Annotated in this window: 26 protein-coding genes; 12 read left to right on the top strand and 14 right to left on the bottom strand. The window is 37.4% G+C overall.

The features are described from left to right. Positions 1–109 precede the first annotated feature (109 nt). The 5 genes from CEF19_RS18420 to CEF19_RS18440 all read left to right on the top strand — a co-directional run bounded on the left by CEF19_RS18420 (position 110) and on the right by CEF19_RS18440 (position 7,327). Entirely contained in the window at positions 110–1,264 is a 1,155-nt protein-coding gene (locus CEF19_RS18420) for an exonuclease SbcCD subunit D (protein WP_100407417.1), read from the top strand. Beyond that, a complete protein-coding gene (locus tag CEF19_RS18425) occupies positions 1,261–4,353 on the top strand; it encodes an AAA family ATPase (RefSeq protein ID WP_100407418.1) in 3,093 nt (1,030 codons plus the stop codon). The genes CEF19_RS18420 and CEF19_RS18425 overlap by 4 nt, the downstream gene beginning before the upstream one ends. 77 nt (positions 4,354–4,430) lie before the next feature. Further along, entirely contained in the window at positions 4,431–4,907 is a 477-nt protein-coding gene (locus CEF19_RS18430; RefSeq protein WP_100407419.1) for a hypothetical protein, read from the top strand. A 315-nt stretch (positions 4,908–5,222) separates the two neighbouring features. After that, entirely contained in the window at positions 5,223–6,344 is a 1,122-nt protein-coding gene (locus CEF19_RS18435) for a glycoside hydrolase family 88/105 protein (protein ID WP_100407420.1), read from the top strand. Next, a complete protein-coding gene (locus CEF19_RS18440) occupies positions 6,341–7,327 on the top strand; it encodes a pectinesterase family protein (protein WP_100407421.1) in 987 nt (328 codons plus the stop codon). The genes CEF19_RS18435 and CEF19_RS18440 overlap by 4 nt, the downstream gene beginning before the upstream one ends. A gap of 195 nt (positions 7,328–7,522) precedes the next feature. Here the strand turns inward: CEF19_RS18440 and CEF19_RS18445 are convergent, their stop codons facing one another. From CEF19_RS18445 to CEF19_RS18490, 10 genes are all read right to left on the bottom strand, one after another. Beyond that, positions 7,523–7,948: an Hsp20/alpha crystallin family protein gene (locus tag CEF19_RS18445; protein ID WP_157801005.1), complete on the bottom strand. Its 426-nt coding sequence runs from the start codon at positions 7,946–7,948 to the stop codon at positions 7,523–7,525. A 26-nt stretch (positions 7,949–7,974) separates the two neighbouring features. Beyond that, entirely contained in the window at positions 7,975–8,193 is a 219-nt protein-coding gene (locus CEF19_RS18450; protein WP_100407423.1) for a spore germination protein, read from the bottom strand. 31 nt (positions 8,194–8,224) lie between these two features. Continuing rightward, entirely contained in the window at positions 8,225–8,620 is a 396-nt protein-coding gene (locus tag CEF19_RS18455) for a spore germination protein GerPE (protein WP_100407424.1), read from the bottom strand. A gap of 14 nt (positions 8,621–8,634) precedes the next feature. Beyond that, positions 8,635–8,811, bottom strand: a complete 177-nt coding sequence (locus tag CEF19_RS18460; protein WP_100407425.1) for a spore gernimation protein GerPD — start codon at positions 8,809–8,811, stop codon at positions 8,635–8,637. Beyond that, the gene (gene gerPC, locus CEF19_RS18465) at positions 8,812–9,432 is read right to left on the bottom strand and encodes a spore germination protein GerPC (protein ID WP_100407426.1); all 621 of its coding nucleotides are present in this window, start codon (positions 9,430–9,432) and stop codon (positions 8,812–8,814) included. A gap of 30 nt (positions 9,433–9,462) precedes the next feature. Then, positions 9,463–9,666, bottom strand: coding sequence for a spore germination protein GerPB (locus CEF19_RS18470; protein WP_100407427.1), 204 nt, complete (start codon positions 9,664–9,666; stop codon positions 9,463–9,465). Between the two features lie 12 nt (positions 9,667–9,678). Further along, positions 9,679–9,900 carry a spore germination protein gene (locus CEF19_RS18475; protein ID WP_100407428.1) on the bottom strand — a complete coding sequence of 74 codons (222 nt, stop codon included), beginning with the start codon at positions 9,898–9,900 and terminating at the stop codon, positions 9,679–9,681. Between the two features lie 268 nt (positions 9,901–10,168). After that, on the bottom strand, positions 10,169–10,738 hold the full coding sequence (cotJC, locus tag CEF19_RS18480; protein ID WP_100407429.1) for a spore coat protein CotJC: 570 nt from the start codon (positions 10,736–10,738) through the stop codon (positions 10,169–10,171). A gap of 22 nt (positions 10,739–10,760) precedes the next feature. Next, positions 10,761–11,027 carry a spore coat protein CotJB gene (locus CEF19_RS18485; protein WP_100407430.1) on the bottom strand — a complete coding sequence of 89 codons (267 nt, stop codon included), beginning with the start codon at positions 11,025–11,027 and terminating at the stop codon, positions 10,761–10,763. Beyond that, a complete protein-coding gene (locus CEF19_RS18490) occupies positions 11,024–11,257 on the bottom strand; it encodes a spore coat associated protein CotJA (protein WP_100407431.1) in 234 nt (77 codons plus the stop codon). Before CEF19_RS18490 ends, CEF19_RS18485 begins: the two co-directional genes overlap by 4 nt. Before the next feature lie 406 nt (positions 11,258–11,663). On the opposite strand from CEF19_RS18490, the gene CEF19_RS18495 reads away from it, so the two are divergent. The 4 genes from CEF19_RS18495 to cls all read left to right on the top strand — a co-directional run bounded on the left by CEF19_RS18495 (position 11,664) and on the right by cls (position 15,751). Then, positions 11,664–11,864 carry a cold-shock protein gene (locus CEF19_RS18495; protein WP_060671790.1) on the top strand — a complete coding sequence of 67 codons (201 nt, stop codon included), beginning with the start codon at positions 11,664–11,666 and terminating at the stop codon, positions 11,862–11,864. A gap of 385 nt (positions 11,865–12,249) precedes the next feature. After that, positions 12,250–13,695, top strand: coding sequence for a DEAD/DEAH box helicase (locus CEF19_RS18500; protein WP_100407432.1), 1,446 nt, complete (start codon positions 12,250–12,252; stop codon positions 13,693–13,695). A gap of 25 nt (positions 13,696–13,720) precedes the next feature. Next, entirely contained in the window at positions 13,721–14,077 is a 357-nt protein-coding gene (locus CEF19_RS18505; protein WP_100407433.1) for a nucleotide excision repair endonuclease, read from the top strand. A gap of 222 nt (positions 14,078–14,299) precedes the next feature. Further along, a complete protein-coding gene (cls, locus tag CEF19_RS18510; protein ID WP_100407434.1) occupies positions 14,300–15,751 on the top strand; it encodes a cardiolipin synthase in 1,452 nt (483 codons plus the stop codon). A 32-nt stretch (positions 15,752–15,783) separates the two neighbouring features. On the opposite strand, the gene CEF19_RS18515 is transcribed toward cls, so the two are convergent. Next, positions 15,784–16,203 carry an ion channel gene (locus CEF19_RS18515; protein ID WP_100407435.1) on the bottom strand — a complete coding sequence of 140 codons (420 nt, stop codon included), beginning with the start codon at positions 16,201–16,203 and terminating at the stop codon, positions 15,784–15,786. Between the two features lie 191 nt (positions 16,204–16,394). Here CEF19_RS18515 and htpX point away from each other — a divergent pair, with 191 nt between their 5' ends. From htpX to CEF19_RS18535, 3 genes are all read left to right on the top strand, one after another. After that, positions 16,395–17,309 (top strand): protease HtpX, encoded by a 915-nt coding sequence (gene htpX, locus CEF19_RS18520; RefSeq protein ID WP_100407436.1) that lies wholly within the window; start codon positions 16,395–16,397, stop codon positions 17,307–17,309. Between the two features lie 166 nt (positions 17,310–17,475). Continuing rightward, positions 17,476–17,811 carry a toprim domain-containing protein gene (locus tag CEF19_RS18525; protein ID WP_100407437.1) on the top strand — a complete coding sequence of 112 codons (336 nt, stop codon included), beginning with the start codon at positions 17,476–17,478 and terminating at the stop codon, positions 17,809–17,811. A gap of 307 nt (positions 17,812–18,118) precedes the next feature. Next, positions 18,119–19,114, top strand: a complete 996-nt coding sequence (locus tag CEF19_RS18535; protein WP_100407439.1) for a Gfo/Idh/MocA family protein — start codon at positions 18,119–18,121, stop codon at positions 19,112–19,114. Positions 19,115–19,262: 148 nt separating this feature from the next. Here CEF19_RS18535 and CEF19_RS24000 read toward each other — a convergent pair whose 3' ends face one another. The 3 genes from CEF19_RS24000 to CEF19_RS18545 all read right to left on the bottom strand — a co-directional run bounded on the left by CEF19_RS24000 (position 19,263) and on the right by CEF19_RS18545 (position 21,311). After that, a complete protein-coding gene (locus CEF19_RS24000) occupies positions 19,263–19,397 on the bottom strand; it encodes a hypothetical protein (RefSeq protein ID WP_264755137.1) in 135 nt (44 codons plus the stop codon). Positions 19,398–19,520: 123 nt separating this feature from the next. Further along, entirely contained in the window at positions 19,521–20,498 is a 978-nt protein-coding gene (locus tag CEF19_RS18540) for an electron transfer flavoprotein subunit alpha/FixB family protein (protein WP_100407440.1), read from the bottom strand. Between the two features lie 45 nt (positions 20,499–20,543). After that, positions 20,544–21,311, bottom strand: a complete 768-nt coding sequence (locus CEF19_RS18545; protein WP_100407441.1) for an electron transfer flavoprotein subunit beta/FixA family protein — start codon at positions 21,309–21,311, stop codon at positions 20,544–20,546.

Raw genomic sequence — 21,311 nt, forward strand, 5'->3', positions numbered from 1 at the left:
AATTTTTATAAATAAAAGGAATCAGTTTAAAAATAAGGAGAATAAGATCGTACGTTCGTTTTATGTGATATTATATTATTAAATAGCTAAAATGGGGACGGTGTTACTTTTGAAACTTTTTCACACAGCAGATTGGCATCTTGGCAAACTCGTTCAAGGTGTCTATATGACTAAAGACCAAAGACATGTACTGACTCAATTTATTGAAGCCATAGAAGAGGAAAAGCCAGACGCGGTCATTATTGCAGGCGATTTATACGACCGTGCCATTCCACCAACAGATGCAGTTGATTTACTTGATGAGATGTTAGAAACCATTGTATTAAAGTTAAAAACCCCTGTACTTGCAATTGGCGGTAACCATGATGGACCAGAGCGTTTAGACTTTGGTCGAAGAATGATGAGGTCAAATGGCTTTCATATTGTTGGTCAATTTACGAATGTATTTGAACCGGTTGTTTTAAGTGATGAGTATGGTGATGTACATTTTCATTTAATTCCTTTTGTTGAACCGAGTAAAGTTCGCTATGAATTACAGCTTGAAGGCATTCGAAGCCATAATGAAGCAATGAGTTCGATCGTTGAACAAATTACAAAGTCAATGGATATGAATGCTCGTCATGTTTTTGTTGGACATGCGTTTGTCACGCCTACTGGTGAGGCAAAAGAGAATACGAGTGATTCAGAGCGTCCCTTATCAATAGGGGGAGTTGAGCATGTAAATGCGAAGGTATTTGAACCATTTCACTACACGGCTCTTGGTCATCTTCATCAAGCTCATTATGTTTCTAAGGAAAAGATACGTTATGCAGGTTCTCCATTAAAGTACTCTGTTTCGGAGGAGCATCACAAAAAGGGCTTCTATATTGTTGAATTAGATAAAGAAGGGAACACCACCATTGAAAAACGATTCCTCGAACCGTTGCGCGACATCCGTACAGTAGTAGGAAAAATTGACGAAATTGAAAAGCATGAGCGAAACGAAGATTATGTATTTATCAGACTGCTTGATGAAGTTCCAGTTCTTTCACCAATGGAACGTGTTCGTTCTGTTTATCCTAATGCGATGCATATTGAGAGAAAACTAATCACTTGGTCAGATGAGGAAGGGGCAAGTTCAATATCACGCTCAAAGATGGATGAATTAACCTTATTTAAAGCCTTTTATAAGGAAGTAAAGGGCAATGCTATTTCAGATGACACAGAAGACTTATTTATAGAAGTTTTACAGGAAACGATAAAAAAGGAGGGTGAACGCTTATGAAACCTAAGAAAATTACCATCACTGCGTTTGGCCCATATAAAAAGAAAGAAATGATTGATTTTGATGAATTAAAAGAACATCGTCTTTTTGTGATTTCTGGAAATACAGGAGCTGGTAAGACATCAATTTTTGATGCGATTTGCTTTGCGTTATATGGTGAGGCTAGTGGGGAAGATCGAAACGAGCCTCGAATGCTTCGAAGTCAATTTGCATCCGAAGACGACCACACATCGGTAGACTATATATTTGAAATTCGTAGTCGAACATACCGAGTGTTTAGACAGATGGCCCATATTAAGGGAAAGAATAAAACGCCTTCTGGAGATAAGTATGAATTATATGAAATAATCGATAATAAAGAAGTACTTTTGGTTGACCGGCTGAATGTAACGACCGTAAACCAAAAAATCCATGACATTATTGGTTTAACAAAAGCACAATTTAGCCAAATCGTCATGCTACCTCAAGGAGAGTTTCGTAAGCTATTAACCTCTGAAACAGAAAACAAGGAGGAAATTTTACGAAAAATATTTAAAACCGGTTTATTTAAATCAATGACTGAACGACTAAACGATAAAAGAATTGAAGCACAGAAAAAATATGAGGACATCAAAAAGGAACGAGATATCATCATTAATAACATTGAAAACATGTTGCCTAAACGAGAGGATTCTTTACTAACTCATGTTTTTGAACAAGAAAACTTCAATACTCATCAAGTTTTAGAAGCACTTTCGGAAGAGATGACACACTATATAGAAGTAGAAATTAAACAAAAAAAGTTAATTGATGGCCATTTCCAAGCCTTCCAAGAAAAGAATACTCATTATCATTTAGCCAAATCAGCAAATGACCGTTTTGATGTGCTTGATGAAAAGAGACAACAGAAATTAGAAATGGATGAGCAGCAGCCTCGAATGAATGAACTTGAACAAAAGTATCAACAGGCTGAAAAAGCGAGTCGAATTAGTGTATATGAAGGTCATTATCTGGATATTTCTTCTGAACTCACAGTTTTAAACGATTCCCTTGAAAAAGCGAACACTGAAGGAGAAAATGCGAAGATAGAGTTTGCATCTTCCCAAAAGGTGTACGAAGCGGAAGAAGCAAAAGAGAAAGAGCGAGAACAAGCAGCTTTTCAAGTCAAGAAGCTTCACGATTATATCGCTGATGTCGAAGGCCTTGATGAGAAGAAGAAAATCATAGACCGGCTTTCAAAAGAAGGAGCAGAATTGAAAAAGAATGCGGAGCAGTACGTTACTAAACTGAAAGCGACAAAACTAGAAAAAATAAATCTTCAAAATCAAATGAGGGATCTTGAACAAAAGGTAAAATTGTTACCTGAGAAATCAGAAGCATGGCAAGAAACGAAATCAAAACTAAGACTTCTAAACGAGTGTGTTGAACTAACTGATAAGAAGTCAAAGTTATCTAGTCAATTATTTTCCAAAGAGCAGGCTTTTGGTGATGCAAAAGCAGAGTACAATCTAATCGAAACTCGTTGGATTGAAGGACAAGCAAGTTTATTAGCTGTGCATCTTCATGACGGTGAAGCTTGTCCAGTGTGTGGAAGCCACGATCATCCTAGTAAAGCAGAACTTGAGCTAGAGATTCCAACCAAAGACCAGCTCGACCAAAAACGGAGCGATTTAGCTAAAGTTGAAGAGGCTTTCCGTAAACTACAAGCAGACCTGAGTAGTGTGATCTCACAAGCGACTGAGAAAGAACAGGATCTAGAAACATTCGCAATTGAATCGAACGAAATTAGTATCTATCGTGAGAAAGAAATCGAAGTTCAACAACAGCTTCAAGTTGAAATCGAACAGTTGAAACAAGACCAAGAAGCCCTTGAACAATTAAAAGGGAAATATGAGAATGTTGAATTGATAATCGAACAAGTAGATAGCCAGAAGGAGCGAAATGAAAAGCAATGGAACGAAATACGTTCAAATTACAAAACTGAACAAGCGCTTTATGAAGAAAAGGTTAAAATCATTCCTGAACATCTCCAAACCGTTGAGACGCTAAACAATGAGATCACAATTGCAGAACAGTTAACAAAAACATTAGAACACCAATGGAAGACGGCTCAAGAGCAACTTAACGTAGTAAAAGAACGCCATCTCACGATCAAAACAACAATTGAACATCTAAACCAGCAAATTGAAAAGACATCCAAAAAACAAGAGAAAGCACTGAATATATTTAATGCAGCACTAACAGAGGCCCATTTTGAAACGAAAGAAGCGTATAAGTTAGCGAAAATACCAGATGTAACCCGTGAAGCATTAAAAACAGAAATTGACACGTTTAAAACCAATCTAGCATCACTTCGTAAACAAATAACTGAACTAGAAATGGAGTTAAAAGAAAAACAACGTGAGAACTTACTGACTCTCCAATCAGAATTAGTAGAATTAGAAAATCAGCTGGGAGAACGAAGGAAAGAATTAATGCAAACAGAAAATCTTCTGACAACCACCAAGCGTGCACATTCAGATATTCTTATAGCAAGTGAAAAAGTAGGTGATGCTGAAACGAAATTCCTGCTCCACAAAGACCTTTACGATGTTGTAAGAGGAGACAATCAGAGAAAAGTCTCATTTGAACGCTACCTGCAAATTGAATTCCTTGAGCAAATCGTCCAAGAAGCAAACCAACGATTGCATCGTCTCTCAAATGGACAATTTCATCTAATTCGTAGCGAACGACTTGAAAAACGCGGAAAGCAAAGTGGTTTAAGTCTTGATGTGTACGACAATTACACTGGACAAAACCGTGACGTCAAATCGTTATCAGGAGGGGAAAAGTTTAACGCTTCGTTAAGTCTCGCTCTTGGAATGGTAGATGTTATTCAATCTCACCAAGGTGGAATCTCAATTGAAACGATGTTCATTGACGAAGGATTCGGTTCCCTTGATGAAGAAACGTTAAATAAAGCAATTGACACTCTTATCGATCTTCAGAAGTCCGGTAGACTAGTCGGCGTCATTTCACATGTCCATGAACTAAAGCAGGCGATTCCTGCGATACTTGACGTAAGGAAGACGAAGGAAGGTCATAGTCAGACAACATTTATCATAAAATAGAATATTTTTGTTAATCTCTTGGAGAACTAGTAACTTAATGATTTCTACGTACGTTTAATGAGGAGGGGGGGAGAGAAGTGAGTATTATTTTACTTGGAATTGTATTAGCGGTAGTGTTTGCTATCATAGGAGTATTAGCTGTTAAAGGTGTATCGAATAAAACAAATGAAGGAGGACGGGCGGATATGCTTAAACTAGGTTATCATTACGCTGTTGCATTTATTACGTTAATTATGGTTATTGGCGGTGGTATTTTCGCATTTATGGCTATTGCAGACTATGTCTCACCGAACACATACGTCGAAACATTTGAAGAATACAAAAATATGTATATCTATCCACCAAAACATGAAGAATCTCAAGAGGTACAAATAGAAGTGAAAACTGATGAAGAACTTCGCGAGCAATACGATAATATGGTTCAACAACGAAAAGAAAATACCAGAAATCGAGCGTTAAATAGCTTTGTTAAGAGCTTAGGTTGGGTAATTATCCCACTCCCTATCTACCTTATCTTTCAGCGTCGCATAAGAAAAGAAAAAAACGACGCGTAATCAAGGAGGCCACTGAAAAAAGTCCCTTTTTGCAGATACGAGGAAGAAGCAATGGTTCGACACGTTGCGCTTGCTACGAGAAACCCACTCATAGCAAGCTTAAGACAAGGCAACGGTTTCGCTCATTGCTTAGTGGCCTCTTAGAAGCATTGAAGAACGACAGCTTCACAGCTGAACTGACTTCCCGTTGATGATACAATAGGTTTTGTAGACAGTGGATACCCTTGAATGCGCTTTAATTAGGTTGTTCACCAACTAAGATGAGGGACTTTACTAAGTTAGATATAATAAAACTAGAAAGAAGGTTGAAAGAAGATGGAAACAACTACACTAAACTGGTCTCAAAGAATGGTAGATTCTGTGATGATTCGAAACCCGCTACTATCTGAAGGTGTACAAAGTGATAAATGGTCCTATGATTACGGGGTTGTGTTAAAAGGGACAGAGCTTGTTTGGAAGAAGACAGGTGATCCTAAATATTTTAAGTATATGAAGGAAAACATGGACGCATTTGTGGACGCTGAGGGAAACATCCGTGGATATGATAGTCAGCTATTCAATATTGACCATATTAATAACGGGAAGGTCTTACTAACCTTATATAAAGAAACAGGAGAACAGAAATACAAAAAGGCCATTGATCGATTGAGAAAGCAACTACAATCTCATCCTCGTACGTCAGAAGGTGTATTTTGGCATAAGCAAGTGTATCCATGGCAAATCTGGCTTGATGGGTTATATATGGGCGCCCCCTTTTATGCGGAGTATGTGAAAGAGTATGGAACTGAAGAAGAATTTGCTGACATTACGAAGCAATACATATTGTGTGCCAAAAATACAAAAGACGATAAAAGTGGGCTTCTTTATCATGCATTTGATGAAAAAAAGGTCCAGCCATGGTGCAATCCAGCCACTGGCCATTCAAAGAACTTCTGGGGACGCTCGATGGGGTGGTTCGTTATGGGTTTAGTGGATACGCTTTCATTCCTTCCTGACACTCATAAGGATCGCACAACCTTAGTCACACTACTCGAAGAAGTATTACAAGCTCTAAAAAATGTTCAAGATGATAAATCTGGAGTATGGTATCAAGTACTAGACAAAGCTGACTGCAAAGGGAATTACCTCGAAGCTTCGGCCTCTTGTATGATATTATATGCCGTTGCAAAAGGTGTCAGACTTAAGCTGTTAAGTGAAGAGTGGAGTGCTGTTGCAGATAAAGCATATAAAGGGATTATTGACGAGTTTATTACCGTAACAAATGAAGGATTAGTCAATCTCAATAGAACGTGTCAAGTGGCTGGTTTAGGTGGTGCTGATAATAGAGATGGTACGTTTGAATATTATATTAGTGAGCCGATTATCACAAATGATTTAAAAGGAATTGGTGCCTTTATTTTAGCAAGTTCTGAAATGGAACAGGGGGATGGGAAATGATTGTTGCCCAAGATGGAAGTGGGGAGTTTACCACGATACAAGAGGCAATTGATAGCATACCAGAAAAGAACACAGAAAGAGTAATCCTTTCTATAAAAGCTGGGGTGTATAAAGAGAAGCTAGTAATCAATAAACCTTTCATTTCATTAATCGGTACAAATAAAGAGAAAGTGTTGATTACATTTGGTGATTATGCAAGAAAGCTTCAAGCAAATGGTGAACAAATGGGAACGTTCTCAACATATAGTGCGCTTATTACAGGGGAAGGTTTTGTTGCAAAAAACATAACATTTGAAAATCATGCTGGGTTGGGAACACAAGTAGGGCAGGCAGTAGCTGCCTATGTTGATGGCGATAAAATTGAATTTCACAATTGTTCGTTTTTAGGTAGTCAGGATACTGTATTTACAGGTCCGTTGCCACCGAAGCCGAAAGAGGGTAATCGGTTTGGTGGACCGAGAGATGGACTTGAAAGGAAAGTTGGAAGAAATTATTTTAAGAAGTGTTATATCGAAGGGGATGTTGATTTTATTTTCGGATCAGCCACAGCAATATTCCAAGAATGTGAAATTTATAGCCTAGATCGCTCTAGTGATGTAAATGGCTTTATTACTGCAGCATCAACGCCAATCGAAGAAAAGTTCGGATATGTTTTTATAGATTGTCGCTTAACAAGCAATGCTGCAGCTAATACAGTGTATTTAGGTAGACCATGGAGAAATTACGCTAAAACGGCTTTTATCAATTGTTGGATGGGCGAGCATATCAAGGCTGAAGGCTGGCACAACTGGGATAAGCCCGATGCCGAGAAAACAACATACTATGCAGAATACAATAGTAGAGGCCCAGGTGGAAGCATGGAGAAGAGAGTAGAATGGGCGAAAGCTTTAACAAAGGATGAAGTAAAGGAATATTCAATTGAAAATGTTTTAAGAACAATCGGTTGGCCTTCTTTAAAAGAATATATAGAAGAGAAAAACTAATTTTCTGTATGTGATTGATTTTCTTATTAAAAAAGGTAGTCTCAGGGCATTGAAAAAGGGTACTTTTCCTATTTCAGTGCCCTCTTAGATCAAAAAGGGTTCGGTTTTTCCCTTTGCCCTATATACTTAGGAGGGGATCACAAGTAAAAAAGAAAAAATAACAACAAAAAGATCAGCAGCTAATCGATGCTGATCCTACTCATCATCACGGATGACGATCCCTTGTTGGTTCTTATTTTTATCGGGAATTAAGCGATACAAGTGGATTGTGAGTACACCACGACTATACGAGGCATCAATTTTATCCTTTCGAACTGAAAATGGTAATTCAATTTTACGTTTAAACGACCCTTGTGAAATTTCCTGTTGCACTAATTGAAATCCTTCATAGTCAAGGCTGTTGTCTCCGCTAATTTCCAATACGTTTTCATAGGCGTTCAGATGAATATCTTCTACTTTTTTAATTCCCGGTAAGAATACAATACATAGTAACTCATGTCCAGATTGATAAAGGTTTACTCTAAGATGTTGTTCATTTCCATTAAAAAAGGTATTGAAACTTTTCCAAAATTCATCTTGAAATTGTCCTTGAAAAGGCTTATTCCAATCATATGAATTCACTATTAATCACCACGATTCAATATAATTTAAACATTTCCAGTTAGGTTTTGGTCCGCAGCGTCTGGATCAAAGGTAGTATTCATATTAAACCCATTATTGGTGTTAATAAAATCACCTGTGTTTAAGGCACCTGATCCAGAAACAGATTTAGCTGTGCTTTTTGGAGATATGTTTTGGGAGTCACCAAAATTAATAACTCCTGCATTTGAGTTGATTTTAAAAGGCCCAAGAACAATAGAAGGCATAATAACACCCTTTTCCGTTTGTTTCTTTATTTTATTCGGGAGTCGGAGAATCGTTACTCGAATCATTTAGTAACTGCCTAATATGCTTTACTCTCGATTCAGCATCGATAGTTTTCGTTGACCCAATATGCATAACTCCTGCGGTAGAGAAACTTATAACATCAATATGATTGACGTGAATAAATGAAGAATCGTGATATTTTTTTAAGTTTATTTTTTCTTCGATAATTGGTTTCGGAATAGGTTGTGTGAAGAGCGGAAACGCCTCGAAATTCCCCTCATCCTCGTAAAAGAGTTCATACTCACGTTGTACGGCTAATGCTTTTGATCGCGGTGTAATGTTAAGAGAATCACCAATTTCAGCAATAGACCCATTAGAAATGTCTGTTACCGTTATGGTTTTAACGTTTGAGGTTCTTTTAAACAAATTGTCACACTCCTTTATGAACGGGCAAGTGGAACGAAGGGACCAATAATTAAAGACTCTGGCGGTGTATCAAAAATGGAAGATAGCGTAATCGTATCTGTATCTCCGACTAAGAAAACCGAGGAACTTGTTACACCGATAATCCGAATCGTATCAACACAAATATTTTTATTGACGACGGTAAAATTCATTTAAAAATCACTCTCCTTTTGTGGTAAATTCCCAATAAAGTTTTTATAGGTTTTGTGGATGTCTTCCTTTACTTTATTTGTCGTCATTTCCTCGATCTCCGCTAATTGTTGTGGAGTTAGGTTATGAAGTTTCATTTTATTTAGATAGTGCTGAATACGATGGTCAACCTGTTTTCTAATATCTTCAATAATATAAAGTCGGTAATGGTCATCTAGTTGGTAGTTCATTTGTTTTTCAATCGAATGAATGTTCTCGTTGTAAGGTTCATTTAAATAATCATTTATACGTTGTTGAACAGCTTCAAATATGATCGGTTGCTGATCGTTTACTTGAGGGGTATTTAATTCATGTTGATTAACCGCAAAATCCTCAATCGAATTGTCACCATTATTTGGAGTGATGCCAATGTTTAAGGTTCCTTCAAGTCTCTCAACTTTTAATTGGTCAAACTTATACTCGATTTTCTCAATGCTAGGCGATTTGTTTTGCTTTAAGCTGTTTAACTCAGTTTGCAAATGTTGAATAGACTTCTCTAATTGGTCTATCTTTTGTTGCTGGAAATTTAGATAATTATAAATTTGTTGGAGATTTTGTATTGTATCAGGGGTGTTGTAATACATGAAATCTCCTCCTTTTATCCATACAATTTTTTAACTAGCTGGAGGGGCAAGAGGAACAAGTGGAGGTCGAACGCCACTTGCTTCCACAGCTGGTTCGGTAAACCCGCCTGTATTATAGAGATTAGATAACGGTTTTATCATCCCGGCACTACCAATTTGTAAAACAGAAGAGTTTGTTATTCCATCGACCCTTAGGTTGTGTATCGTAATGTTCTGGTGAATATGGAAGTTCATATACTCCTCCTTTTATAAGACAGAGTTTACATTAGAATCATTGGCATCTTGGTCATACGTTTTTGTGACACTATGGAAATTTCTTACTTTTAAATAATCACCCGTATTAAATGAACCTGCACCAGCAAACGTTTTTGCTGTTCCACTTGGAGACAATGTAAACACGTCACCAATATTAAACACACCGCTACTTCCTATACTGATAACTTTTACTGCACCGACTATCGCTGGCATCTAAAGACCCACCTTTTTACCTATAGCTATTAATAGAGTATGTTGAGTCGTGATAAATGTTCATATTTGAATATGTAAATTATAGTACGTCTTCAGTTGAACACAGATAGTAGGGAGGGCTTCTTAACACTTTATTCAACAAATGTAATATAAAAAAGGGAAAGCACCGTAAATAAGGGGTTTCCCAAGTGATATTATTTTAATAACTTTGCGAAGGCGAATTTGAAAGGGAAATAGAAGACCCAAACATCGTTGTTTTGTTTGGCGATTAAAAATGTGCTTTTTTATCTCGTTCTTCTTTTAACAGTTCAACAGCTTCTTTAAATCGCTGTGCATGGACGATTTCCCTTTCGCGTAAAAAACGAAGACCGTCATTTAAATCAGGATCGTCTGACACATCAATAATCCATTGGTAGGTTGCTCGAGCCTTTTCTTCCGCTGCAATGTCCTCGTATAGGTCTGCAATTGGGTCACCCTTTGCTTGAATGTAGCTGGCCGTCCAAGGTACTCCTGCTGCATTTTGATAAAAGAGCGCATTATCATGGTTAACATAATGATCAGCGAGTCCTGCTTCTTTCATTTGTTCAGGTGTAGCATCTTTCGTTAATTTATATATCATAGTAGCGATCATTTCTAAATGGGCAAATTCTTCTGTTCCAATATCGGTTAACAAGCCAATTACTTTTTCAGGGATTGTATATCTTTGATTTAAATAACGCAGTGCTGCAGCGAGCTCGCCATCAGCACCGCCATATTGTTCAATTAAGTATTTTGCAAGAGTTGGATTACATGTGCTGACTTTTACTGGGTATTGTAACTTTTTCTCATAAATCCACAAAAAGATCCACCTCTTTCAGATTTTATAGTTGCCATGGCCAAGGCGACTCATTCCAATTCCAAGGGTACCCACTATAACTATTTCCGTATTGTTGCAAGGGTCCGTAAACTTTTTCAATATCAATTTTAAGTTGCTGGCGGACTTGAGACATTTGATTAAATTGTTGAATGGCAGTCATGTCATTTGGGTGCGTGTCTAAATATAACGTTAAGTCAACGAGTACAAAATCTACTGCTTGCAATTCTTCCATTTGCTGATAAAATTGCGGCGGTAGCTGTTTGGGGCTCATGTGGTATTCTCCTTTCTTAATTCACAAGGGCCATAGTAGGGATCGTAAAAATACTTCCACACTGTACCTGCATATAAAGCTTCACGCGGTGAGAATTGAGGTAAATTTGGTGGTTGATAGGTGAGGTATAGATTTGGAGCTGTTACATAGGTCTTTACCGTTATCGGTGGACAAGGGTCATACGGACTGGCGTAGGGATAATAATGCTTTCTAGATGTAAAATCGCCCATGAAGTTAACTCCTCCTTTAAAATAACGAACCTATAACAATGTATGAGAGGAGAGCTAATCCTAAATACTTATAGAAGGAAATTTTTAATTTAAAATTAATTCAGGTTTATCAAAACGCTATAAGTCAACGGATGCTTAGTAAATAAACACAAAAAATAAATACAAAAAATTGTCCAGAATCGCCTAGCTTTAAGCAAATAGAGGCCGAAATATTGCCATAATTTCACCTAGCGAGAAAAAACTTTAAAATAATATTTGCTTTTCCAAAAATTATCTGTTATTCTAAGTAAGAATTATTTTTGTTCGGTCAGTAAGGAAAGAAGAAGTGTTTAAACTTTTCGCCTTTGATAATTGAGCAACTATAGTAATAAAATGTGGAATGATATCCACACAGGAGGATACAAACATGCAAGAAGGTACAGTGAAATGGTTTAACGCAGAAAAAGGATTCGGTTTTATCGAAATTGAAGGCGGAGAAGATGTATTCGTACATTTTTCAGCTATCCAAGGCGAAGGCTTTAAATCTTTAGACGAAGGCCAAAAAGTTACATTTGACACTGAGCAAGGTCAACGTGGACTTCAAGCTACTAACGTTAACAAAGCATAATTATTAAAGGACTCTATACGAGTCCTTTTTTATTTATAAAAAATAAAAAAGGCTGACTATGAATGTGTGGCTCTAAGCAGAAGAGATAGGCCCGTTTGTTAAGTCGAGTCTATCTTTCGGTTAGCTTGTCATCACGTTTCTTATAGTCAGCCTTTAACAACATGTTACAAGTTAAATGGTTGGTACAAGCATATCACAGGAATGGGAAAATACCTAATGACGCAACGACCGAATACATAATTGGGAGAATCCAGCTCTGTTTCAAATTGTTTTAGGAAATTTAACCACTTATCAGATATAATGAAGATAGTCAGATTTTGCATATGATGCATCTAAGAGAGAAACCTATAGACAAGTCGAATACTACAAAAAAAGAGGTTACTACATGAACGAGAGAAGTTTTGATGAGTATCATTTAAGTGATGAAATAAAAAGAGCCCTAGATGTGTTAAAATACGAAAATCCAACCGAGGTACAAATTGAGGTTATCCCAAGAGCCTTGGAGAATCAAGACCTTGTCGTTAAATCTCAAACAGGCAGCGGAAAGACAGCTTCCTTTGGTATTCCTATCTGCGAAAACATTGAGTGGGAAGAAAAAAAGCCACAGGCATTAATTCTTACACCAACTCGAGAGCTTGCTGCTCAAGTTCGAGAGGATATCACGAATATTGGCAGATTTAAGCGAATCAAAGCCATGGCGGTCTATGGGAAAGAACCTTTCTCGAAACAAAGAGAAGAGTTGAAACAAAAAACACATGTTGTTGTTGGAACACCCGGTCGTGTAATTGACCATATTGAAAGAGAAACGCTTGTATTGGACAACATAAAATATCTTATTATTGATGAAGCCGATGAAATGCTTAATATGGGTTTTATCAACAAAGTTGAGACAATTCTAAAGGAACTTCCTACAAATCGGGTCACGATGGTGTTTTCAGCGACATTGCCTAAAGATGTTGAAACTCTTTGCCATAAATATATGATTGAACCTAAAAATATTGAGATTGCATCGACAGGTATCACAACAGATACAATTGAGCATGGGTTATTTGAAGTAAGAGAAGAGGGAAAGATTCCTCTGCTTAAGGACATAACGGTTGTTGAGAACCCGGATAGCTGTATCATTTTTTGTAATACGAAAGAACATGTGAATACTGTTTATAATGAGTTAGAAGAATCCGGTTACTCTTGTGAAAAACTTCATGGCGGTTTAGAACAAGAAAGCCGCTTTGCTGTGATGGATGGCTTTAAAATGGGGAATTTTCGTTATCTTATCGCAACGGATGTTGCTGCGAGAGGAATTGATATTGATAACGTTTCACTCATCATTAACTATGACATTCCAATGGAAAAAGAAAGCTATGTTCACCGAACTGGAAGAACTGGACGTGCTGGTAAAGAGGGAAAAGCACTTACGTTTGAAACACCTCATGATGGGAAATATCTTAAAGCCATCGAACGCTATATAGGTTTTGAGATCCCGACAGTGGAAGCACCAAAGCGCCACGAAGTAATAAAAGGACAAGCTGCTTTCGACGAAAAAATCAGTGGTCGTCGAGTTGTAAGAAATAATAAAACAGCACGGATTAATCAAGATATTCTGAAGCTCCATTTTAGTGGTGGCAAAAAGAAGAAGATCCGAGCTGTAGATTTAGTTGGTACGATTGCGAATATACCAGGAGTCACAGCTGAGGACATCGGGATTATAACCATTCAAGATAGCCTGTCCTATGTTGATATTTTAAATGGTAAAGGCTCAGTAGTACTCCAAGCAATGGAAACAACCACCATCAAAGGTAAGAAATTAAAGGTAACTCCAGCAATTAAATAATGACAATGATAAGGAAGTGTTTTACGTGATAAACATAACGATACCAACACCAGATGTGACCATTACTAAACAAGATTATCCTGAGCTAAGCAATATCTATGGATTTACTGATTTCCACCTAATTTCTAGGGACAAGGGCGGTATTTTCATGTTTTATAACGACAATGGGGAACTATTGTTCGTAGGGAAAGCTAGAAAATTAAGACCAAGAATAAAGAAACATTTTGAAGACACTGTATCCGTCATCAAAGATCATAGAGATGAAGTAACGAAAATTGAGGTGTGTCTTGTTGAAAATCCTGTTCATAGAGAAATTTATGAAACATATATTATTAATGAACTTCAAGCGAAGTATAATGTAGACAAAGTGTTCTTTAAATAAAAATTAATATAGTAAGACCAACTATACGTGCAAAAAACGTGAATGTATCTTCCAAAAAAGACGAGGGCACTGAAAAAGGTACGATTTTAAGGGCACTGAAAAAGGGACGGTTTTTACCTTTTCCAGTGCCCTTTATAGAGAACATTGTCTTTTTTTTGAACAGTTTCCTTAGACTATTGATTCTAAAAATCAACCTAGAACTAGATAGGAAGGAGTTTTCAAATGGATGTATTTTCGGTTGTGCTTGCTATGTTATTTATTATTAATATTCTTTTAGCAATAGTTATTATTTTTATTGAACACAAAGATCCTCGTGCGACCTGGGCATGGTTAATGATTTTATTTTTTATCCCTTTTTTAGGATTTATCATTTATTTTTTCTTTGGACAAAATTTAACGAGAAGAAGATTATTTCATTGGGATGATATGAGAAAAGTTGGCATTGAAGAGTTAATTGAAAAACAGATAGAACAGATGAAGGATCCAGCATTTTTGTTTTTGGAGCTTGAAATTGAACGTTATCGTGATTTGATTTATATGCACTTGATGAACAACGACTCTCTTCTAACATCAAATAATGAAGTAGACATTTTAGTTGACGGAAAAGAAAAATTTGATTCTTTGTTAAATGACATCCGCGAAGCAAAGGTATTTATTCACTTACAATACTATATATTTAGATATGATGATTTAGGGAAGAAAATTATCCAGGAGTTAGTCAAAAAGGCTAAACAGGGCGTTAAAGTCAGAGTATTATACGATCAATTAGGCTCCCGCCAATTAAAACGTAAGTACTTTTCTGAATTAGAGGAACATGGCGGTGAGGTTGGGGTATTTTTTCCTTCAAAGATCCCTTTAATCAATTTACGCCTGAATTATCGAAATCATCGTAAACTTGTAAATATCGATGGGCAAGTGGGATACATTGGAGGTTTCAATATTGGTGATGAGTATCTTGGATTAAGTAAGAAATTTGGGTATTGGAGAGATACACATTTAAGAATTAAAGGAACCGCTGTAGATACCGTGCAAACGAGATTTATTTTAGATTGGAACCTAGCCTCCAAACAGTACTATATTCAGTATGAGGAGCATTTTTTTCCTGAGAAACACCATCTGAATGGGAAGGCGACAATGCAAATTGTCTCAAGTGGACCTGATTCGGAGTGGGAACAAATAAAAAATGGTTATATAAAAATGATCATGTCAGCCAAAAAATCAATTTATATCCAGACGCCTTATTTTATTCCTGATCAAAGCTTATTAGATGCACTAAGAATTGCCTCCTTATCAGGAAAGGATGTCCGTGTCATGATTCCGAATAGACCTGATCATCCTTTTGTCTACTGGGCAACGTATTCTCATGTGGGAGAATTACTAAAAGTAGGAGTGAAAGTTTATATCTATGAATTAGGATTTATTCATGCCAAAACCATTATTATTGATGAGGAAATAAATTCTGTAGGCACAGCAAATATTGACATGAGAAGTTTTAAGTTGAATTTTGAAGTAAATGCGTTTATATATGATGTCGAGGTGTCAAAGAAACTCGTAGCCTTTTTTGAAAGGGATATGGAATTCTCCAAAATCCTAACACTTGATTCATACGAAAAACGTTCTAGAATGATTAGGTTTAAAGAATCCATTTCGAGATTGTTATCCCCGATTTTATAGAAATAACGAATTTAACAAACGACAAAGAATGATTACTTTTCATCATCTTTGTCGTCTGTGTCTTTTTTGTTCATTGCCTTAATAAAATAGGCTGCGGGAAGTAAAATGCCAATTCCTGCTTCAATGAGTGTGAAGAACCTTAAGCTACCAACAGGGACATAATCGCCGTAGCCTATTGATAATAGGGTTACACCACTAAAATAAAGTAAATTTAAAAACGTTTCGTCTGCAGGATCTCCAGTGGGGGAGCCAAGTCGCAAAATAACCCCATTTAAAGACAAGACATAGTAAAGCAATGCAAATACAAAGGTAATACTCATCATATTAAAAAAAAGCTGGTAAAATAGAGGAGAGTAAAAGGAAGAATTCTTATATGATTTGTTCGTGAAAAAGTAATAGAGATTTGCTATTATAAATAAAATGGTAAAGACAATTAAAATAATTGAAATCATTTAGATTTTCATTCTCCTTTTCTGGGGTTTTTCCTCTAACGTTGTTTTCCCTAAATGGCAAAAGTTAATCTTATGGATGATTATTCGTTTTAAGGAATTAATTTAATATAAGGAAACGCAAGCTATGATTCTACCTTATCGCTCGAATCATGATAGAATAGATGTGTAGATTAGAAAATGGAGGCGTATAAATGGGTAAACGATTTTTACTATTTCTTTTAACAAATGTGCTAGTTATGACAACAATTATCATCGCTTGGACGCTGATAACTACTTTTACAGACGTTAGCGGTTCCTTTGAGAAAGAAGGGGCTGTTCTTGGACTTGATTATGTATCGTTAATGATATTCAGCTTACTTGTAGGTTTTGCAGGTTCATTCATCTCCCTGGCTATGTCACGCTGGATAGCAAAGAAAATGATGAAAGTTAAAGTTTTGAATCCGGATGGTCAGTTAACAGCACATGAACGATCTGTAGTTGAGAAGGTTCACCGTTTTTCTCGTGCAGCTGGATTAGTCCATATGCCAGAGGTTGGGATTTATCAGTCAGCTGAGGTAAATGCATTTGCCACGGGTCCATCCAAGAAACGCTCACTTGTAGCCGTTTCATCAGGATTACTAAATGCAATGGATGACGCTGCCGTTGAAGGTGTTATTGCTCATGAAGTCGCCCACGTAGCAAACGGCGACATGGTGACGATGACGTTGTTGCAAGGTGTTGTTAACACGTTTGTCGTCTTTTTCTCAAGAATCGCAGCTATTCTAGTGTCGCGCTTAGTTCGTTCTGAAATGCAAATGATTGTCCAATTTGCAGCGGTTATAATCTTCCAAATATTATTTTCGATTCTTGGAAGTATTGTCGTAAGTGCGTACTCACGTCACCGCGAATTTCATGCTGACCGCGGAGGCGCTGATTTAGCAGGAAACGATAAAATGGCCCATGCCCTACGTTCTTTGAAAGCATATGTAGGAAGAGCTAAAGTCAATGATCGCACCGACGATTCGGCGGTTCAAACGATGAAGATTAGTGGAAAAGGCGGGATGATGAAGCTCTTTTCATCTCATCCTGATTTAGACGAAAGAATTGCTCGCTTAGAAGAGCGTTAAATAGGTGAATAAATAGTTACTCTAGTTACTTGGAGTAGCTATTTTTTTGTCTAAAAGAGTTAGATTTGATTTAAAGAGAATAATTGTTAAACAGATGGGGAAAATAATGGGCATCATCTTAAAATAATGTAAGATGATGCACAAGTTCGGATAAAGGGTGAGTGCCATGGAAGATAAGGTATTGATTGTAGAAGGAACAAGTGATCGCAAACGTGTGAATAAAGTGTTAAATGAGCCTGTAGAGGTGATTTGTACGAACGGGACATTAAGTGAAGAAAAACTAGAAACGGTGATATTCCCAATCGAAGATAAGGATGTCTATATCCTTGTGGATGCTGATGATTCAGGTGAAAGCTTGCGAAAACATTTAAAAAGAGAGTTACCAAATGCGACTCATTTATACACACAGAGAGAATATGGTCAGGTAGAGACAACTCCGCTTGAGTATCTTATAGAGGTATTAAAACCACATTTTCATGTGAAAGAGATTCAAGGTTTCTAAAGTGTATACATTAAAGGAAAAACAACCATTTCAAGAGTATCTAATTGAAAATGGTTGTTTTTTTAGGATTTCAGCTGTTAAAAAAATTCTCGGGAAAGATGATAGATTAGACTATTCAGATAATTATCTGATTTGCCTAGGTATTTATGGTAAGGTAGTAGACGAGGTCTGTCCTATTTTACCGATTTTATACATAGTATTATAGTGCTACAGTTTAATAGTGGTAGTCTTAAAGCAAGAGCTAACAACTTCATCATGATGTAACTTTACATACTATTTTTATTTATATTGAGGAGGATTTAAGTCCATGGAAAATCAGCAGGAGAGAAGTATTAATTGGGGGATTATGGGTACAGGAGGAATCGCAAAGCAATTTGCCGAGGACTTAGTATTCGCTAAAGATGCAGTTCGACTAGCTGTCGGTTCACGCACGAAAAAAAGTGCCGAGGGCTTTGCTGAAGCCAATGATTTTTCTCATTTTTACGGTAGTTATGACGAACTTGTAAAGGACTCAGATGTTGAAGTAATTTATGTAGCCACACCACATCCTCACCATAAAGATAATGTATTAAAGTGTTTGCGGGCGGGGAAGGCTGTTCTATGTGAAAAGCCATTTACTGTGAATGCAGACGAACTCGAAGAAATCGTTCAATTTGCAAGAGAGCAAAAGCTTTTTCTAATGGAAGCAATGTGGACAAGATTCTTACCGCCAATCATAAAGGCAAGGGAATGGATAAAGAGCGGAAGAATCGGAGAAGTGCGTCTCGTAAAAGCGGACTTTGGTTTCCGGGCCCCATGGGATCCAAAGTGGCGGTTGCTTAATCCAGAGCTTGGGGGAGGCGCCCTTCTTGATGCGGGAATTTATCCGGTCTCATTCGCATCAATGATTCTTGGAACAAAACCAGAGAAGATTTTAAGCACGGCTCATATTGGTGAAACCGGTGTAGACGAACAATTTTCTATTATTATGTCATACCCTTCTGGTGCTACAGCAAGCCTTAATGGTGCGGTCCGTCTTGCTCTTACGAATGAAGCGTACATCCATGGAACAGAAGGTTATATTCGCATTCCTTCTTTCTTAAATGCTAAGTCTGCTTCACTCTATGTGGGTAACGAGGAAATTGAAACATTTAAAGATGACCGCAAATCCAAGGGCTATGCTTTTGAAGCGGAAGAGGTCGGAAAATGTTTACGAGAGGGTCTTAAAGAGAGTGCAGTTATACCACTTGAGGAATCACAAGCGATCATGAAACTTATGGACGAAATCCGTGGACAGTGGGGATTGAAATATCCATTTGAATAAAAGTTAGTCAGAATAAAATAGTAGAAAGGAGGCCACTGAAAAAGTCCCTTTAGCAGATTCGAGGAAGTAGCAATGGCTCCACACGTTGCGCTTATTGCTTAGTGTGTCATAAGGTCAAAAACTGACCTTATGACACTAATAAAGTTGCCTATTTTGCATTTCGAGGAGGCTTATTTGTAGGATGAATCGCTTTTTCCAAATCCTCTGCTGCAATTACAGGATCAACGGTATTGCTAGTTGGCTTCCCTTTCTGACTATAACCTTTATCACGTTTCTGGCTCATTTAAATACCTCCCTTTAACTAATCTTCTTTGTTAAGATGAGTTAATGAATGGAAACTTATTCATATTAGATTTATTTAAAGGCCTAGAATGTAAAAATAGTACTATATCTGTTGAGAAAATAATTAACCAGCTAATACCTTCTTAAATTCCTCTGTGAGGAGAGGTACGATATCAAAAAGATCCCCGACAATACCATAATCAGCGATCTTGAAAATGGGAGCTTCGGGATCTTTGTTAATCGCAACAATAATACGAGATTGACTCATCCCAGCAACATGCTGAATCGCACCACTTATTCCACAAGCAAAGTATAGTTCTGGTGTGACTACTTTTCCTGTTTGCCCGATTTGCATAGAATAATCACAGTATCCTGCATCACAAGCTCCGCGAGACGCACCAACGGCTCCGCCAAGTAACTCGGCTAGTTCTTCAAGAGGTTTAAATCCGTCTTCATTTTTCACACCGCGTCCGCCAGCTACCACAATGTTTGCCTCCGCTAAATCAATCTTACCCGTGGTCTTTCGTACGATGTCCCTAATCACAGTTTGTAATACTATAGGTTTTGTGTAGATTACTTTTTCGATTACAGGATGGCTATCACTTGGTACAGCTGCCCTAATATTATTTGGTCTGATCGTGATGACCCAAGGCGAATCTTGAAATGACTTTTTTTCAAATGCTTTTCCTGCATAAATAGGGCGGGTAAACTCAATCTGTTCTTCTAATTTTTCAATCTTTGTAACATCCGATATCTGACCTGCATCTAGCATCGCTGAAATCATCGGGGCAAGATCGCGTCCATTAGCCGTGTGCCCGAATATTATTCCGTCAGGGTTTGAGATGTCAATAATCTGCTTTAATGCAGAAGCGTATACTTCAGGATGATAATGCTGTAAATCTGGATGATCCATTAGATAAATCTGTTCAACATGATTCGTGGAGAGGTCGTCTATCATGTGGTCAATTTGATAACCTAGTACAGCGACAACAATATGATCTTCACCTATTGATGATAACTTTGCTGCATGGATAGCCTCATAACTTACCTGACGTAAGGTTCCGTTGCGGTGCTCGGCAACAACGAGAATTGTTTGATTCATAATGTTAGCCTCCTTACTATATTATTAGTGCCAAAAGGAGTTAAATTAGATAACGTTTGAATTAAGACGCAGTTTCTCTACAAGTTCTTTAACCTGAGTAGTAGGCTCCCCTTTAAGAAGTTGACCTGCCTTTCTTTCTTCTGGGAGTGAAAGCTCTATTCTTACAGTTTTTGGGCAAAGCTCCGCTTCCTTGATAGTTAAATCGTCAAGAGTTAATTGTTTGAATGGTTTTCGTTTCGCTTTCATAATTCCGGGAAGGCTCGGGTAACGAGGTTCGTTTAACCCTTGTTGAGTCGTAAAGAGAGCAGGGAGTGTTACCTCAATCTGTTCTAAATCACCTTCAGCATCCCTAGTTGCTTTTGCTATTCCTTCATCGATAGCCAACTTTGTAATAGATCCGACATGAGGGAGATTTAAAAGTTGTGCCAAGCGAATCGCTGTTTGGCCGGATCCGTTATCGACAGAAAAGTACCCGCCTAGGATCAAATCAACTGTTTGGTTTTTTAAGTAGGAGGCTAAGACTTTTGAGATACTATTCTCATCTGAGCCAATCTTTTCATCGGCTATTAATACAGCTTCGTCCGCTCCCATTGCTAAAGCGGTCCGTAGCGCTTCAGCTGTCCGTTTGGGACCGACTGAGATAACGAAAACCTTGCCCCCTAAAGCATCTCTCTTTTGAATCGCTTCTTCAACGGCATACTCATCATAAGGATTAATGATCAGTTGAGCTTCTTCTTCACAAATTTCCCCGTTTTTAATGATTATTTTTTCTTCTGTGTCAAAGGTCTGCTTCAGGATGACATAAATATTCAT

The sequence above is a fragment of the Bacillus solitudinis genome (assembly GCF_002797395.1).
GTDB classification, from domain to species: Bacteria; Bacillota; Bacilli; order Bacillales; family Bacillaceae_D; genus Halalkalibacter_A; species Halalkalibacter_A solitudinis.

Coding starts and splice junctions, on each gene's coding strand:
- CEF19_RS18425 (WP_100407418.1), top strand. CDS start 1,261: ATGAAACCTAAGAAAATTACCATCACTGCGTTTGGCCCATATAAAAAG.
- CEF19_RS18435 (WP_100407420.1), top strand. CDS start 5,223: ATGGAAACAACTACACTAAACTGGTCTCAAAGAATGGTAGATTCTGTG.
- CEF19_RS18440 (WP_100407421.1), top strand. CDS start 6,341: ATGATTGTTGCCCAAGATGGAAGTGGGGAGTTTACCACGATACAAGAG.
- CEF19_RS18450 (WP_100407423.1), bottom strand. CDS start 8,193: ATGCCTTCTATTGTTCTTGGGCCTTTTAAAATCAACTCAAATGCAGGA.
- CEF19_RS18460 (WP_100407425.1), bottom strand. CDS start 8,811: ATGAATTTTACCGTCGTCAATAAAAATATTTGTGTTGATACGATTCGG.
- gerPC (WP_100407426.1), bottom strand. CDS start 9,432: ATGTATTACAACACCCCTGATACAATACAAAATCTCCAACAAATTTAT.
- CEF19_RS18470 (WP_100407427.1), bottom strand. CDS start 9,666: ATGAACTTCCATATTCACCAGAACATTACGATACACAACCTAAGGGTC.
- CEF19_RS18475 (WP_100407428.1), bottom strand. CDS start 9,900: ATGCCAGCGATAGTCGGTGCAGTAAAAGTTATCAGTATAGGAAGTAGC.
- CEF19_RS18485 (WP_100407430.1), bottom strand. CDS start 11,027: ATGAGCCCCAAACAGCTACCGCCGCAATTTTATCAGCAAATGGAAGAA.
- CEF19_RS18490 (WP_100407431.1), bottom strand. CDS start 11,257: ATGGGCGATTTTACATCTAGAAAGCATTATTATCCCTACGCCAGTCCG.
- CEF19_RS18495 (WP_060671790.1), top strand. CDS start 11,664: ATGCAAGAAGGTACAGTGAAATGGTTTAACGCAGAAAAAGGATTCGGT.
- CEF19_RS18500 (WP_100407432.1), top strand. CDS start 12,250: ATGAACGAGAGAAGTTTTGATGAGTATCATTTAAGTGATGAAATAAAA.
- cls (WP_100407434.1), top strand. CDS start 14,300: ATGGATGTATTTTCGGTTGTGCTTGCTATGTTATTTATTATTAATATT.
- CEF19_RS18515 (WP_100407435.1), bottom strand. CDS start 16,203: ATGATTTCAATTATTTTAATTGTCTTTACCATTTTATTTATAATAGCA.
- htpX (WP_100407436.1), top strand. CDS start 16,395: ATGGGTAAACGATTTTTACTATTTCTTTTAACAAATGTGCTAGTTATG.
- CEF19_RS18525 (WP_100407437.1), top strand. CDS start 17,476: ATGGAAGATAAGGTATTGATTGTAGAAGGAACAAGTGATCGCAAACGT.
- CEF19_RS18535 (WP_100407439.1), top strand. CDS start 18,119: ATGGAAAATCAGCAGGAGAGAAGTATTAATTGGGGGATTATGGGTACA.
- CEF19_RS24000 (WP_264755137.1), bottom strand. CDS start 19,397: ATGAGCCAGAAACGTGATAAAGGTTATAGTCAGAAAGGGAAGCCAACT.
- CEF19_RS18540 (WP_100407440.1), bottom strand. CDS start 20,498: ATGAATCAAACAATTCTCGTTGTTGCCGAGCACCGCAACGGAACCTTA.
- CEF19_RS18545 (WP_100407441.1), bottom strand. CDS start 21,311: ATGAATATTTATGTCATCCTGAAGCAGACCTTTGACACAGAAGAAAAA.